Below are 14,133 nucleotides of genomic sequence, written 5' to 3'. Positions count from 1 at the left end.
CTGGGTTCCCGTTGTTTTCAAGCTCGCGTCACAGCGAGGCCTGAGACGCTTCGCCGGAGCTCTGGGCCCGGTGTTCGGTCAGCTTTTCCTTGTGCTTGAGCACCTGGCGGTCCAGCTTGTCCATCAGCAGGTCGATGGCGGCGTAGAGATCGGCCTCGGAGGCTTCGATGTGGATGTCCTTGCCGGACAGATGCACATTGACCTCGGCCTTTTGAACCAGTTTGTCCACGGACAGCGTAACGGAGACGTCGATCACATTGTCGACGTGGCGGGTAATGCGCTCCAGTTTGTTCTCGATGTATTCGCGCAGCGATGGCGTGACTTCCAGGTGCAGGCCAGTTACTTTGAGGTTCATACCCTAGCTCCTTCTGGTGTTGACCGCCCGGGCGGGTTGTCGGGCGGCATTGTATTCTTGTGCTGACTCCTCACAGAGCCTTGCGCAGATTCACCGCCGGAATCTGCATGGCTTCACGATACTTGGCTACGGTGCGTCTGGCAACCTGTATTCCCTGCTTGGCCAGCGCGTCGGCGATGGCGCTGTCGGACAGCGGCTTCGCCCGGTTTTCGCCTTCTATCATGCCGCGGATGTGAGCCTTGATGGCGGTGGCGGAGCACTCGTCACCGCTTTCAGTCTCCAACGAACTGCCGAAGAAATACTTGAGTTCGAACAAACCTCTCGAACAAAGCAGGTATTTTTGGCTGGTGGAGCGGGATACGGTGGATTCGTGCAGGCCCAGTTCCTCTGCGATATCGCGCAGGATCAGCGGGCGCATCGCCACTTCGCCTTGTTCAAAGAACAATTGTTGACGTTCAACAATAGCTTCCGCCACTTTCAGAATGGTGTCAAACCGCTGCTGGATGTTCTTCACCAGCCAGCGCGCCTCTTGCAGGCGGGCCGACATTTCGCCGCCCTGGCCCCGGCTGTCGGCCAGCATGCGTTCGTACAGCTGGTTGACGCGCAGCCGCGGCACGGCCGAGCGGTTCAACTCCGCCACCCAGCGGCCCTTGAGTTTGCGCACGCTGATGTCGGGGATCACGTAGTGGACATCGCCGTGATGGAAGCCGGTGGCCGGATGCGGGTTCAGCCGCGCGATCAGGGCCTGCGCCGCGCGCAGCTCGGCATCGGTGCAGCCCAGTAGCTTCTTCAGCTTGGCGTAGTCGCGGCCGCCCAGCAGCGCGAGGTGTTGTCGGACGATGGCCAGCGCCAGGGCATGGCCGGGCTCCGCGGCGGGGAGGCGCTGCAATTGCAGCTGCAGCGATTCCGCCAGCGTGCGCGCGCCCACGCCGGCCGGGTCGAACTGCTGCAGCAGCGCCAGGCCTACCGCCAGTTCGTCGCTGTCCAGCAGCAGTTCCAGCGGCAGATGGCTGGCCAGTTCGTCCAGGCTGGATTGCAGATAGCCGTCGTCGTCCAGCTCCTCGATCAATAGCCGCACGATGGCTTCGTCGCGGCGGGGCAGGGCGATTTCGCCCAGCTGGGCCAGCAGGTGCTCTCGTAGGCTGACCGGGCAGGGCACGTTGAGCATGGGGTCGTAGTCGTCGCCGCCGCCCTGGGCGCGGCTGCCGGCGCCCCAGTCCATCAGCTCGCCTACGCTGTCGTCGCGGCTGTCGGCCGGCTCGTCCGGCGTCGAACTATCCTGGCTTTCGGATGCGGACTCGCCGTCCCGCGGCTCGTCGCCGCGCTCCAATAGCGGATTGTCCAGCAGGAAGCGCTCCACCTCGGCCTGCAGGTCCAGCGTGGAAAGCTGCAGCAGCTTGATGGACTGTTGCAGCTGCGGCGTCAGCGTCAGCTGTTGCGAAACCTTGAGCTGTAGTGCCTGCTTCATCGCTTACAGGTGGAAGTGCTCGCCAAGGTAGACTTTGCGCACCTTGTCGTTGTTGACCAGTTCCTCGGGCACGCCGGAGGCCAGCACCGAGCCGTCGCTGATGATGTAGGCGCGGTCGCAGATGCGCAGGGTCTCGCGCACGTTGTGGTCGGTGATCAGCACGCCTATGCCGCGTTCCTTCAGGAAGGAGATAATTTTCTGGATGTCGATGACGGCGATCGGGTCCACGCCGGCAAACGGCTCGTCCAGCAGGATGAAGCGCGGGCGGGTGGCCAGCACGCGCGCGATCTCCACGCGGCGGCGCTCGCCGCCGGACAGCGCCAACGCGTTGCTGTCGCGCAGGTGGCCGATGTTCAGGTCGTCCAGCAACAGGTCCAGCTCCTGTTCCAGCTCCTTGCCTTTGAGGCCGGCGATCTCCAGGATGGCGGCGATGTTTTCTTCCACCGTCATGCGGCGGAAGATGGATGCCTCCTGCGGCAGGTAGCCCAGGCCCAGCTGGGCGCGCTGGTGGATGGGATAGTGGGTGAGGGATTGCTCATCCAGCCGGATGTCGCCGTCGTCGGCGCCGATCAGGCCGACGATCATGTAGAAGCTGGTGGTCTTGCCGGCGCCGTTGGGGCCGAGCAAGCCGACGACTTCGCCGCTTTCTATGCTCAGCGAGACGTCCTTGACCACCGTGCGCTTCTTGAAGCGCTTCTTCAGGTGGGAAACGGTGAGAACGCTGTGCTTCATGGCTTGGCTGCCCCGCCGGCCGGTTGCGAGGCGGCCTTTTTCTTGGGCTGGATGATGACCACGGCGCGGCCCTGGCCGCTGGCGGACGGGCCGCCGCCCACGACTTCGAAGGTTTCGTCCAGGGTGTTGTAGCGGATCACATTGCCGATGGACAGGTCGCCGTTGCGCTTGACGCGCGCATTGCCGGTCAGCACCACCAGATGCTTGGCGCTGTCGTAGTCCAGCACGCTGGTTTGGCCCTCTACCCAGCCGCCGTCGTTGTCCATTTTCTGGCGGAAGGTGACGATGCGGCCGGTAGCGTGCAGCGTCTGGTTGCCGTCCTTGTCCTGGCTCACGGTCAGCTTGTCGCCGGTGAGGCGCAGCGTGCCTTGCACCACCACGACATTGCCGCTGCAGGTGGAGACGTTCTTGTTCTTCAGCTCCGAAACGCAGCCGTTGTCGCTGGTGATTTCGATGTTCTTGTCGCGGTCGGCCTGTTCGGCTTGGGCCAGCGCGGCGGCGGCCAGCAGCAGGCCGGCCAGCAGGATGCGGGGTTTATTTGGCATAGATGATCTTGGTTCTGGAAAGCAGAGTCAGCAGCCCTTGCTGGTGCTGGTACAGGAAGCCGATGGAGTGCGCTTCGGAGTGGCCGCGGTAGATCGCCGTCGGGGCCTTGGAGCTGGCCACCTCCTTGCCGGTGTCCACCAGCATCGCGCTGCTCAGCATGCGGATTTCCGGCTGCTGCGAGTCTGCGGGTTTGATCAGGGTGACGTTCTTGTCGAAGTATGCCTGTTGCGTCTTGTTGTTGTAACGGCCGGTTTCGCCGATGACGTGGTATTGCAGCACGCCTTGCTGGTACTGGTACAGGTCCGGCTTTTCGAAATACGCTTCCGGCTTGCCGGGGTATTGCCACATGCGGCTGGCGATCAGGCGGTCCATCAGCTTGCCGTGTTCGTCGTAGCGGGTGGCCACCAGGTTTTCCGCTACGTATTCCGGTTTGTCCGGGTCCAGCTCGCGGTGGCGGGTGTCCCAGCGCGAAATCTGGTCCAGCCACAGCGTCAGCATGGCGGTGAGGCCGATCAGCAGCACCGGGAACAACCGGTGGGAGCGCAGCAGGCGCATCATGCCAGGTATTCCGCGATGATGGCGTCGAAGGTGCCCTGCGCCTGCATGATCAGCTCCACCAGTTCGCGCACCGCGCCGTGGCCGCCGGGGTTGCCGGTGACATAGTGGCAGTGCTGTCGCACTTGCGGCGGCGCCTCGGGCACCGCCACCGCCAGGCCGACGCGGGTCAGGATGGGCAGGTCGATCAGGTCGTCGCCGATGAAGGCGCATTCTTCGGCGGAGAAACCGGTTTTTTGCAGCAAGTCGGCCAGCGCCACTTTCTTGTCATGCACGCCGCCGTAGTAGTGGTCTATCTTCAGCGCGCGGGCGCGGTGCTCCACGCAGCGGTCGGCGCGGCCGGAGATGATGGCCAGCTGCACGCCGGTGCGGCTGAGCAGGCGCAGGCCCAGACCATCCTGCACGTAGAAGGATTTGCTCTCTTCGCCCTGGGCGTTGTAAAAGATGCGGCCGTCGGTCATCACGCCGTCCACATCCATGATCAGCAGTTTCACCTTGCGGGCCTGCTCGGAAATCATGCGCATATCTGTCCTTGCGGCCGCCGGCCTTGCGGCCGGGCGGCGGGAGTTAAAACACGCCGGCGCGCAGCAGGTCGTGCATGTGCAGCACGCCCGCCGGCTTGCCGTCGGCGTCGACGACGACCAGGCTGGTGATTTGGTGCTGCTTCATCAGGAAGCCTGCCTCCGCCGCCAGCTTGTCGGCTTGCATGGTGCGCGGAGAGCGGCTCATGGCCTCGTCTATGGTCAGGCGGTAGACGTCCGCGCCCTTTTCCAGGGTGCGGCGCAGGTCGCCGTCGGTATAGATGCCCAGCAGGTCGCCGCCGTCCGTGATGACGGTGACCATGCCCAGCCGCTTGCGCGACATTTCCAGCAGCGCGTCCTTCAGCAGGGTGCCGGGCGCGACGCGGGGCAGGGCGTCGCCGGCGTGCATCAGGTCGCGCACATGCACCAGCAGGCGGCGGCCCAGGCTGCCGCCGGGGTGGGACAAGGCGAAGTCGCTCTGGCTGAAGCCGCGCACTTCCATCAGCGTCACCGCCAGCGCGTCGCCCAGCGCGATCTGCGCCGTGGTGCTGGTGGTGGGCGCCAGGTTCAGCGGGCAGGCCTCGCGCTCCACGTGGGTGTGCAAGAGAATGTCCGCCTCGTGCGACAGCGTGGATTCGGCGCGGCCGGTCATGGCGATCAGCTTGCTGCCTTTCAGCTTCAGCGCTGGCAGCAGGGCCACCACCTCGCCGGATTCGCCGGAGTTGGACAGCGCGATCACCACATCGTCGGCGGTGATCATGCCCAGGTCGCCGTGGGCGGCTTCGGCCGGATGCACGAAGAAAGCGGGGGTGCCGGTGCTGGCCAGGGTGGCGGCGATCTTGCGCGCGACGTGGCCGGACTTGCCCATGCCGGTGACGATGACGCGGCCCCTGCAGGCGAGAATGGCCTCGACGGCGTCGAGGAAGTCGCCGTTCAGTCGCTCGGCCAGCGTGTGCAGCGCCGTGGCCTCGGCTTGCAGGACCTCGCGCGCCATTTCCAGGCGGCGGATGTCTTGTATTTTTTCCATAAGGCAAAAGTATATCAAAGGTTATAATCGAATGATGCGCGAGCTGGTGCAACTTTTGCTTGGTCGCGTGCATTCCTTTGTTGCCATTCCTTGCCGCCACCCCTGGAGACCCCGCCGACCATGCATTCCATGGCCCCCATCGTTCTCGTTCTGTTGGCCGCCGTGTTGGTGGTGACGCTGTGCCGCAGCCTGAGGGTGCCGGCGATGTTGGGTTATCTGGTGGTGGGCTTTCTGGCCGGCCCCGGCGTGATGCGCCTGATACCGCAAGGCGAGGAAACCGCATTTCTGGGCGAGATCGGCATCGTGTTCATGATGTTCACCATAGGCCTGGAGTTTTCCCTGCCCAAGCTGCGTGCGATGCGGCAGCTGGTGTTTGGCGTGGGCCTGGCCCAGGTGTTGGCCACCATGCTGCTGGTGGGGCTGGTCATAGGCTGGTTCAGCGGCAGTCCCCTGACCAGCCTGGCGATAGGCGGCGCGCTGGCGATGTCGTCCACCGCCATCGTCAGCAAGCTGCTGACCGAGCGGCTGGAGCTGAACCAGCCGCATGGCCAGTTGGCCATCGGCGTGTTGCTGTTCCAGGACATCGCCGTGGTGCCCTTGCTGATTCTGCTGCCGGCCTTTGCCAGCGGCAGCGATACCCTGTGGTGGGACCTGGCCAAGGCCGGCGGCAAGGTGGTGGTGGTGCTGGCGCTGCTGCTGTTCTTCGGCCAGCGGCTGGTGCGGCCATGGTTCCATCTGGTGGCGCGGCAGCGTTCCGGCGAGCTGTTCATGATCAATGTGTTGCTGGTGACGCTGGGGGTGGCCTGGCTCACCGAGCTGTCCGGCCTCAGTCTGGCCCTCGGCGCGTTCGTCGCCGGCATGCTGATCTCGGAAACCGAGTACCGCTACCAAGTGGAGGAGGACATCAAGCCCTTCCGCGACATCCTGCTTGGTTTCTTCTTCATCACCGTGGGCATGCGGCTGGAGCTGTCCATCCTGTTCGAGCATTTCGGCGTGGTGCTGTTGTTGCTGGCCTTGCTGCTGCCCTTGAAGTTGGGCGTGGTGTTTGGCCTGGCGCGCCTGTTTGGCCACCGCGCCAACGAGTCCATGCGCGCGGCGCTGGCGCTGGCGCAGGGCGGTGAGTTCGGCTTCGTGCTGTTGGCGTTGGCGATGAATCTGAAACTGGTGCCGACGGTCATGGCCCAGGCGGCGATAGCGGCCATCCTGATGTCCATGCTGATCGCGCCCTTCCTCATCCTGTACGGCGATCGCATCACCCGCCGCCTGATCAAGCAGGACTGGATGCTGCAATCGTTGGACTTGCACCAGATGCTGGTGGCCAGCATGAGCAAGAGCGATCACGTGCTGATCTGCGGCTATGGCCGCAGCGGCCAGGCGCTGGCGCGGCTCTTGGAGGCGGAGAATATCAATATGTTCGCGCTGGACATGGACCCGGAGCGCGTGCGCGAGGCGGGCGAGGCCGGCGACCCGGTGGTGTTCGGCGACGCCGGCAAGAAGGAGGTGCTGATCGCCGCCGGGCTGATGCGGGCCAAGGTGGTGGTGGTGACCTTTGCCGACACCCATGCCGCGATGCGCATCCTGCACACGGTGCGCGAGGCGAGGCCTGAGTTGCCGGTCATCGTGCGCACGGTGGACGACAGCGACCTGGATACGCTGCGCCAGGCGGGCGCCGACGAGGTGGTGGCCGAGGTGATGGAAGGCAGCCTGATGCTGGCCTCTCAGGCGCTGCTGGAGGCCGGGGTGCCGCCCAGCCGCGTGCTGCGCCGCATCCGCACCGTGCGGGAGGAGCGCTACGATCTGTTCCGCGGCTTCTTCCGCGGCAGCAGCGATGAAGTGGAGAGCCTGGAGGACGCCATGGTGCCGCGCCTGCTCAGCGTGCAGGTGTGCGGCGGCGCCTATGCCATCGGCCAGCCGCTGGGCGCCTTGCGGCTGGACGATGCCGGGGTGGAGGTCAAGGCCATCCGTCGCCAGCGTGCGCGGCGCACCGACTTCGACGATAGCTTCGAACTGCAGACCGACGACATCCTGGTGCTGCTGGGCACGCCGGAGCAATTGGCGCTGGCCGAGTCCCGCATCCTGCAGGGCGAGTGAGCCGCAGTCCGCCTGGATAAAACAAAGCCCCGGATATCCGGGGCGTTGTCTTTGCTGGCCTGGCTTGCCGTTACGGCAGAATCGTGGTGATTTGCTTTTGCAACTGCTGCTTCAGCGCCTGCTGTTTCTCGCTTTCCGTCTTCTTGCCCTTGACCATGGCGTTGAAGTCTAGCGCGTAGACCGGCGCGTTGATCGGGCCGGTGATCTTCAGCGGCACGTTGACGCCTTTTAGCCGGGCGAACTCCTGCGGATTGGCCTGCACGTCCAGCGCGTAGTCGACGATGCTCTGCTTCAGGTCCAGCTTGCCGCCGCCCTTGACGTTGACCAGCTGCGAGGCCAGCTTCAGGTCCTGGCTGCGCGCCACGCCCTTGTCCAACTTCAGGCTGGTGGATAGCGTGGAGAAGGTGGTCTTCTGGTCGTTCTGCGCCGTGCTGTTCCACTCTTTCAGCTCCGCCGGCAGGTTTTTCAAGGCGGCCACCAGGTCGATGCCGGTCAGGGCGCCGTTGTTGAGGCTGAAGGCGGCATCGCCGCTGAGGGTGTTGCGCAGCTCGACGAAGGATTTGCCGTCCGCGCTGACGTCTATCTTGCCGTTGCCCTTGCCATCCAGCCGGCTGAAGTTGAACAGGTCCATCAGCAGCGGGCGTATCTTCATGCCTTGCAGCGTCTGTTTCACCTCCAGGTGCGGCACTTCGCGGCGGCTGAGCGAGGCGTCGCCCTGCAGCCGGCCGTCGTAGATGTCGGCCGACATCTGGTCCAGCTCGAAGGCGCGCGGGTTGATGCGCACATTGCTGCTGATGTTGTTGATGCGGAAGCGGCCCATTTCCAGCTCGCCGATGGAAACCTTGCCGTTCAGGTCGAAGAAGTCCAGCCAGTCCAACGGAATCTCATCGGCATTCTGGAAGATGGCCACCGGGTCGCCGTGGGTCTCAGGCAGGTAGCGGTTCAGGTCCAGCTTGCCTATGGACAGCATGGCCTCGTGGCGCGGCTTGATCAGGCCGTACTGGCTCAGCGTAGCGGACACGTCGGAGCCGTCCAGCTTGCCGGCCACGCGCAGGTTGAAACGCGGCTCGTCCAGATCGCCGTCCAGCATGCCGTCCATGCTGGCGACCAGCCTGCCGCGCGGCAGCGCAGGCGTGGTGATGGTGCTGGTCAGCTTCAGCGGCTGCATGCGCAGGTCGTTCAATCCCGCCAGGGACAGCGGCGCGTTCAACTTGACGTTGACCTTGGAGGAGCCGGCCAGCCAGTTGAACTCGCCATCCAGCTTGTCGGCGTATAGGCCGCTCTCGCTGAGCTTCAGATTGTCCAGCGCCGCTTGCAGCTGGTACTGGCTGCGCGCGTAGCTGAGCTTGGCGCTGAGGCTGCCGGATGGCATGGTCAGTTCGTGCAGGCTGGCATTGACCTGGGGCAGGGTCAGCTTGACCTCGCTGCTGGGGCGGCTGCTGCTGAAACTGACGGTGACGTCGCTGCCGGTGGCCTGCAGGGAGGCGAAGTTGAATTTATACGCGCCGGCAATGCCCAGCCGGGTTTCGCCCAGGCCCTGGATGGTGCTGATCGCCACCGCGTCCAGCTCCGGCAGGCTGACCTGGTCGTCCTGTATGGACAGCGGGGTGTTCAACGCCAGTCGCACCGGACGCTTATCATCGTCCAGCACCGCGCCGGCGCTGAGCTTGGCGGTGCCGCGCAGGCCATCCGCGTCCAGGCTGATGCTGGAGAAGCGCTTGTCGGTATGCGTCTGCTGATCCGATACCAGCAGGGTGCCTTCGCGTATGCGCAGCTGGTCCAGCTTGACGCTGTAGCCGGTCTGGCTATGGCGCTGGAACAAATCCGCCAGATTGAGCCGGCCATCCGGACCGCGGCTGATGGTGGCGCTGGGGCCGTACAGCTCTACGGATTTGATCTCGCGATTGCCCAGCAGCAGCGGCATCCAGGCCAGGGAAACCCGCAGCAGCTCGACACGGGCGAAAATGTCCGGCTTGCCGGCTTCGCTGATGCTGACGCGTTCAATATCGAGACCCGGGGATGGAAAAACCGTGGGGGTGATGCGGCCTTCTATGCGCACGGTGCGGCCGCTGTCTTGCAGGGCATGGCTCAAGCTGCTGCGCACGGCGCTTTCATCGAATTGCCAATAAATCAGGGCGCGGATCAACAGCAGCGCCGCTACCACGGCCAACAAGCCGTAAGTCGAGATTCTTAGCCACAGCCGGCCTGAGTTCAATTTCATTGGATTTCGCTCGGAGAGGCTATGCATGCAGGGTTGTTCTGTGAGGAGAGGGAAGCGGCTGGAGCGGGTGAAGGGAATCGAACCCTCGTCGTAAGCTTGGGAAGCTTCTGCTCTACCATTGAGCTACACCCGCGCGCTTCGCTGGAGCCCACGAATTTAGCGGGTTTCAACGGGGTTGGCAAGGTTTTGCGGCACTGCAAGATTAATCGCTGAAGCGGATTTTGAAGTGGCTGCGGATTTAAAATCGCTAAGTGATTGATGCGAAAAGATTCATGCGGAACGCCGGCCGGTGTCAGTGGGTTTGGCGCGGACGTGCAGGCTCCAGCAGCACACCGACCATCTTGGCCAGCAGTTCGTAGTTCGCCTCCTGGGCCGCGCGTATGACCTGATTGCGCAGCTCCTCCACCGATGGCCGGTTGTCGAAGTCGAAGAAGTCCTTCAGCTCGAAGTTCATCGCCGTGGCCATCTTCTCCAGCGTTTCTATGGAGGGGTAGTGCGCGCCACGCTCCAGTCGGCTGAGCGATTTGGCGTCTATGCCCACCAATTCGGCCAAGGTCTCTTGAGACAGGCCCTTGCGCTTGCGCAGCGATTGCACCTGCTTGCCGATGAGCGTCTTCGTGTCCACGTTTCTCTACTCCTGATGTCTACATCCCATAGTTAATCAACTCAAAGCGTAGACCTCTACGACGTCATACGTTACGATATCGCTTCATGTAAACGTATGACGTTACCTTTTGGCTGTAAGGTAGCACATAGAGCCTAGTGCGAGAGCGAAACGCATGGACAAACTCATTACCTGCCCAACCTGCCAGAAATCCCTGGCCACCACCGCCGTCAACTGCCCGCACTGCGGGGCGGTCAATGATTGGACGCCCCCCGCCATGCAGCAATTGCTGGCCGAGCTGGAAAGCGGGCTGGACCTGCCAGACGGCTACCGCTGGAGACGACAAGGGCCGCTGTTGATGATCCAGACCTACCGGGAAGGCTTGGGCGATCCGACAACCCAGATTGCCATCCTGCTCATACTGGGCGGCATTCTCAGCATGGTGACCGTGGTGCAATGGCTGGGCGGCTTGCTGATCGTTCTGGGCCTGCTGCGAGTGGCATGGCTATTCATCTCCAAGCACAACGGCGAGCGCTGGCTGGCCTTGGACTACTCGGCGGATCAGCCTGATTGGCGCAGCAACGACGAGCGCTACTTCCGCAAGTTGCTGCAAAAGCAAGGATTGCTGGAGCCATGAAGCGTTTTGCGCCGAGCCAAACACTTTTCAATGCCCTTTCCTCCTACAACGATTAGGACCCCGTGATGAAGTCGATACCGCAACGCACCTTGCTGGCTAGCCTGCTGCCCCTGTTACTGCTGGGCTGCGGCGGAGGGGGCGGTGATGGGGCTGCCACCGGCAATGGCGGCAGCACGCCCCCGCCACCCCATCAAGCCAGTTGGCAACAGGCGAGCCAAGTGGCGATTCCGTACACCGGCACCACGGTCGCTTCGGCAACGTGGCAAGTGCCGGGCGAGGACGCCGCCTATGTGATGTACTCCGGCAGCAATGAATTCTGGAACGGCAACTTCAACCCGATTCAACTGGTGGTGGCCAAGGTCACGCCAGATAACCGGGTGCAGGACGTGACCCAGCAAATCCTGCCCGCCTCGATCCAGAACAGCCGGATTCTGATCCGCGATATCCGCGTGGTCGATGTCAATGGCGATGGCTATCCCGACCTGTTCATCGGCGCGTATGGCCACGATGATCTGGCCAATGCCAACGGCGAAGCCCAAGCCCTGCTGATTTGGGACCCGGCCACCCATGCCTTCAAGGATGCCTCTTCCAGTTTGCCGCCCATCGTCAGCACCACCCACTCTTTGGCCGTGGGCGATATCGATGGCGACGGCAAGCCCGACATCTTGGTCGGCGTGCTGGGGCAGACCATCAATGCCAAGCTGCCGGCGCAGTACTATGGCCCGAATGTGGTCGGCAATCCCGCCGTGGGCGGCCCTTGGGTCGGTCCCTATGTGTTGAAGGCGCAAGCCAATGGCCAATTGCAATACGACAACACCATCCTGCCGGCCGAGGTGTCCAATCCCTCCTTGGCGAGCAGCGACCACCCCGGCCGTTTCCTCAGCGCCGCGCTGATCGATGTGAACGGTGACGGCAAGCCCGATCTGGTATTGGGTTCGGATTTCAATAGCCAATCCGCCGGCGCGATCTGGCTTAACGATGGGCAAGGGCACTTCAATGGCCAGCCGATCCCGTTGCCGCCCGGCTTGTATGGCGCGCTCAACACCAACACCGTGCAAATCCAGTCACTACCCATCGCGGGCAGCGATCAGCCGGGCCTGATCCTGTCGCAGACCGCGCAGACCCCGTATTACCAAAGCGGCAGGCTGCAAGTGCTGAAGAACTTGGGCAAGGGCTTGGCTTGGCAGGACGTGACCAGCCAAGTGATGCCGGGCGTGCAGTTCGAGCGCTGGATTCCTTATTTCTACCAGACCGACATGCAAGGCAAGGGCGGCCACGACATCGTGGTCAACCTGGGCGGCACGGGCGATGCCTTGACTGGGCATGACTCCAGCGTGCTGTTGAATCAGAACGGCGTCTATCAGCCCATGCCCTTGCCGACCCCGTTGCAGGCGCAAATGCAAATGGCGGTGCCCGTCACCGTCGGTCAACACAAGGTGCTGGTGGGCGCCGTCAGTAACCCCAGTCAGCAGCGCCTCACGATCAGCAGCTACGCCTATTACTGAAAGGAAACCCGATGCACCGATCTTATCTTGCCGCTGTCGCCCTGATGTTGCCGCTGGCGGCTCACGCCCTGGATGAAGGCCAAATCAGCAAGAAGTACGGGCTGGCCAGCACGGCCAATGTCTGCGCCACCAGCTATCTGGATGTGCCGGAAATGGGCATGGTCAACGACCCCAGCCTCGATCTGTCCAAGGTCAAGATGCACCACCAAGAGGCCAAGGTCTCCGACGATAACGGCAAGACCTATTACGTGCTGTCGCCGCTGAACACCATGCAGAAGGTCTTCGGCAACGTGCGCAACGTCACGTTGATTCAGACCCGCAAGGGCAAGGCATTTCTGTGCGTGGACGGCAAGAACTGCCAAGCGCTGATGGAAGTGAACGGCCAGTAGCTGTCTTGGATTGAGCCATCCCAAGCCAGGGCCTGTCCCTGGCTTTTTTGTTATCGGGCGGCATCCGCCCCAACGGCTTGCATCTGATTGATGATGTCCACCGCCTTGCGGCTAGCCTCGTTGGGCGCGAGGTGGGCATAACGCCGGGTCATGCTGGTATCTTGGTGACCGAGCAGCACTGAGACTTCATATAGACTCAGGCCGAGCTTGACCAACTTGCTGGCATAGCTGTGCCGCAAGGTGTGGATCGTCACCTTGCCGCCTTTCTCCTTGATCACATTCGGGTCGTTCAGTCCCGCCCGATCAATCGCCTTGCGAATCGCCTGCGGTGCATAACCCCGCTCCAGCCCCAGCTTGTTCTCGAACAAATAGCGTTGCCCTTGTCGCCGTTGCTCCCAGCGGCGTTGCAGCACCTGCTTGAGACGGTCGGTCAGATAAAGCACATCCTCATTGCGCACCTTGCTGCGGAATAGGTGGATGGTGTTCGATTCCAGATGCACCGCCGACCAAGGCAGGTTGGCCGCTTCGGAATAGCGGCAGCCGGTATCCAGCAGGAACACCACCAAGTCGTAGTTGTCCTGCAAATTTCGCTGCATTTCGCTGGTTCGCGATTCCTGCGGCGTTAAGCCGTTAAATTTCGACGCCGGATCGAGCTCGCGCAATAACGCCGCTTCCTCGCTTTCATCAAGATATCGCAAGCGATACTGCGTTTTAATCGTGGGAAACACGATGTCGGGATTGACGCGATAGCCGAGCCGCTTCATTTCCAGCACAGTTGCCCGGATTAAGCCCAGTTCGTGTTTGATGGTGGCCGGCTTGTCGCCCTCGGCACGCCGACGCTGGACCAGCCGCTCGATGTCCTTGGTCTGCAAGTCATGCAATTGCAGCGAGACGGGCAGGCCGTAACAGCGATGCTTGGCAAGCGTCTTAGGATCGAGCTTGAAGCCCTGCACCTTGTTGATGATCGACAGCCGCCCCTTGTACGACGCCTGATCTTGCCGAGCCTCGACATACTGACGCATCGCGTCGATCAAGCTGATGGTCTCCGCCTCGCCGAGATAATGCTGGCCATGCAGCTTGGCCCGGATATCGCGCTCGACCTGAAGCGCCTTGGTTCGGTTAGCCGTGCCGGTGCTGCCTTGGTAGCGTTGACCCTTGTATTGAAAGAAATAATGCCAGTTAGTGCTGTTCTTGCGTTTCTGTAAAGCCATGACGTTCCTACCTGATTCGTGATGGCTATACCATCCCTCTCGTACGTCATAAGCTCAACGGCCCGTCACCTGGCCACGCGCGATGGAGGATAAGCATCCTCTAAAGTTGATGTAATGCTAATACGGCGGCGCTTATCCGCCGACATCCGCCGACAGCTGAGGTATGCAAAAATAATAGCTTCGGGTCTTGAAGCAGCATGTGTGCGACCCTATCTATGTTTATATGCCAAATTGGTGGCAGGTTGCCTAGCAGGCCGTTGAAAAACACGTC

The 14,133-nt window shown here is 62.5% G+C and carries 14 protein-coding genes and 1 tRNA gene; 4 read left to right on the top strand and 11 right to left on the bottom strand.

Going from position 1 to position 14,133, the window contains the following annotated elements; translation table 11 throughout:
• Positions 1-28: 28 nt before the first annotated feature.
• From hpf to FYK34_RS11020, 7 genes are all read right to left on the bottom strand, one after another.
• Positions 29-355, bottom strand: coding sequence for a ribosome hibernation-promoting factor, HPF/YfiA family (gene hpf / locus FYK34_RS11050; RefSeq protein WP_149296419.1), 327 nt, complete (start codon positions 353-355; stop codon positions 29-31).
• A gap of 70 nt (positions 356-425) precedes the next feature.
• A complete protein-coding gene (locus FYK34_RS11045; RefSeq protein ID WP_149296417.1) occupies positions 426-1,823 on the bottom strand; it encodes an RNA polymerase factor sigma-54 in 1,398 nt (465 codons plus the stop codon).
• A gap of 3 nt (positions 1,824-1,826) precedes the next feature.
• Entirely contained in the window at positions 1,827-2,555 is a 729-nt protein-coding gene (lptB, locus tag FYK34_RS11040) for an LPS export ABC transporter ATP-binding protein (RefSeq protein WP_149296415.1), read from the bottom strand.
• Entirely contained in the window at positions 2,552-3,100 is a 549-nt protein-coding gene (gene lptA, locus FYK34_RS11035; protein ID WP_149296413.1) for a lipopolysaccharide transport periplasmic protein LptA, read from the bottom strand. The genes lptB and lptA overlap by 4 nt, the downstream gene beginning before the upstream one ends.
• Positions 3,090-3,659, bottom strand: coding sequence for an LPS export ABC transporter periplasmic protein LptC (gene lptC / locus FYK34_RS11030; protein WP_149296411.1), 570 nt, complete (start codon positions 3,657-3,659; stop codon positions 3,090-3,092). Before lptC ends, lptA begins: the two co-directional genes overlap by 11 nt.
• Positions 3,656-4,180 (bottom strand): KdsC family phosphatase, encoded by a 525-nt coding sequence (locus tag FYK34_RS11025; protein WP_149296409.1) that lies wholly within the window; start codon positions 4,178-4,180, stop codon positions 3,656-3,658. Before FYK34_RS11025 ends, lptC begins: the two co-directional genes overlap by 4 nt.
• A 43-nt stretch (positions 4,181-4,223) precedes the next feature.
• Positions 4,224-5,204, bottom strand: a complete 981-nt coding sequence (locus tag FYK34_RS11020; protein WP_149296407.1) for a KpsF/GutQ family sugar-phosphate isomerase — start codon at positions 5,202-5,204, stop codon at positions 4,224-4,226.
• Between the two features lie 120 nt (positions 5,205-5,324).
• Between FYK34_RS11020 and FYK34_RS11015 the strand changes: the two genes are divergently transcribed.
• Positions 5,325-7,295: a monovalent cation:proton antiporter family protein gene (locus FYK34_RS11015; protein WP_149296405.1), complete on the top strand. Its 1,971-nt coding sequence runs from the start codon at positions 5,325-5,327 to the stop codon at positions 7,293-7,295.
• 70 nt (positions 7,296-7,365) lie between these two features.
• Here FYK34_RS11015 and FYK34_RS11010 read toward each other — a convergent pair whose 3' ends face one another.
• The 3 genes from FYK34_RS11010 to FYK34_RS11000 form a co-directional block, all read right to left on the bottom strand.
• The gene (locus FYK34_RS11010; protein ID WP_149296403.1) at positions 7,366-9,516 is read right to left on the bottom strand and encodes an AsmA family protein; all 2,151 of its coding nucleotides are present in this window, start codon (positions 9,514-9,516) and stop codon (positions 7,366-7,368) included.
• A gap of 59 nt (positions 9,517-9,575) precedes the next feature.
• A tRNA-Gly gene (locus tag FYK34_RS11005) sits at positions 9,576-9,649 on the bottom strand.
• A 159-nt stretch (positions 9,650-9,808) separates the two neighbouring features.
• Positions 9,809-10,141, bottom strand: a complete 333-nt coding sequence (locus FYK34_RS11000) for a helix-turn-helix domain-containing protein (protein ID WP_149296401.1) — start codon at positions 10,139-10,141, stop codon at positions 9,809-9,811.
• A gap of 154 nt (positions 10,142-10,295) precedes the next feature.
• On the opposite strand from FYK34_RS11000, the gene FYK34_RS10995 reads away from it, so the two are divergent.
• From FYK34_RS10995 to FYK34_RS10985, 3 genes are all read left to right on the top strand, one after another.
• Positions 10,296-10,757 carry a zinc ribbon domain-containing protein gene (locus FYK34_RS10995; RefSeq protein WP_149296400.1) on the top strand — a complete coding sequence of 154 codons (462 nt, stop codon included), beginning with the start codon at positions 10,296-10,298 and terminating at the stop codon, positions 10,755-10,757.
• A gap of 65 nt (positions 10,758-10,822) precedes the next feature.
• Entirely contained in the window at positions 10,823-12,262 is a 1,440-nt protein-coding gene (locus FYK34_RS10990) for an FG-GAP and VCBS repeat-containing protein (protein WP_149296399.1), read from the top strand.
• Between the two features lie 11 nt (positions 12,263-12,273).
• On the top strand, positions 12,274-12,651 hold the full coding sequence (locus FYK34_RS10985; RefSeq protein ID WP_149296398.1) for a hypothetical protein: 378 nt from the start codon (positions 12,274-12,276) through the stop codon (positions 12,649-12,651).
• 50 nt (positions 12,652-12,701) lie between these two features.
• Here the strand turns inward: FYK34_RS10985 and FYK34_RS10980 are convergent, their stop codons facing one another.
• Positions 12,702-13,862 carry a tyrosine-type recombinase/integrase gene (locus FYK34_RS10980; protein WP_149296397.1) on the bottom strand — a complete coding sequence of 387 codons (1,161 nt, stop codon included), beginning with the start codon at positions 13,860-13,862 and terminating at the stop codon, positions 12,702-12,704.
• Positions 13,863-14,133: the final 271 nt, after the last annotated feature.

This window comes from Chromobacterium paludis (assembly GCF_008275125.1).
Taxonomy (GTDB): domain Bacteria; phylum Pseudomonadota; class Gammaproteobacteria; order Burkholderiales; family Chromobacteriaceae; genus Chromobacterium; species Chromobacterium paludis.
Note: the sequence above shows the minus strand (reverse complement) of the source record. Positions and strands in the feature narration are given on the sequence as shown.

Coding starts and splice junctions, on each gene's coding strand:
- lptA (WP_149296413.1), bottom strand. CDS start 3,100: ATGCCAAATAAACCCCGCATCCTGCTGGCCGGCCTGCTGCTGGCCGCC.
- FYK34_RS11020 (WP_149296407.1), bottom strand. CDS start 5,204: ATGGAAAAAATACAAGACATCCGCCGCCTGGAAATGGCGCGCGAGGTC.
- FYK34_RS10995 (WP_149296400.1), top strand. CDS start 10,296: ATGGACAAACTCATTACCTGCCCAACCTGCCAGAAATCCCTGGCCACC.
- FYK34_RS11025 (WP_149296409.1), bottom strand. CDS start 4,180: ATGCGCATGATTTCCGAGCAGGCCCGCAAGGTGAAACTGCTGATCATG.
- lptC (WP_149296411.1), bottom strand. CDS start 3,659: ATGATGCGCCTGCTGCGCTCCCACCGGTTGTTCCCGGTGCTGCTGATC.
- FYK34_RS11015 (WP_149296405.1), top strand. CDS start 5,325: ATGCATTCCATGGCCCCCATCGTTCTCGTTCTGTTGGCCGCCGTGTTG.
- FYK34_RS10985 (WP_149296398.1), top strand. CDS start 12,274: ATGCACCGATCTTATCTTGCCGCTGTCGCCCTGATGTTGCCGCTGGCG.
- lptB (WP_149296415.1), bottom strand. CDS start 2,555: ATGAAGCACAGCGTTCTCACCGTTTCCCACCTGAAGAAGCGCTTCAAG.
- hpf (WP_149296419.1), bottom strand. CDS start 355: ATGAACCTCAAAGTAACTGGCCTGCACCTGGAAGTCACGCCATCGCTG.
- FYK34_RS10980 (WP_149296397.1), bottom strand. CDS start 13,862: ATGGCTTTACAGAAACGCAAGAACAGCACTAACTGGCATTATTTCTTT.
- FYK34_RS11045 (WP_149296417.1), bottom strand. CDS start 1,823: ATGAAGCAGGCACTACAGCTCAAGGTTTCGCAACAGCTGACGCTGACG.
- FYK34_RS10990 (WP_149296399.1), top strand. CDS start 10,823: ATGAAGTCGATACCGCAACGCACCTTGCTGGCTAGCCTGCTGCCCCTG.
- FYK34_RS11010 (WP_149296403.1), bottom strand. CDS start 9,516: ATGAAATTGAACTCAGGCCGGCTGTGGCTAAGAATCTCGACTTACGGC.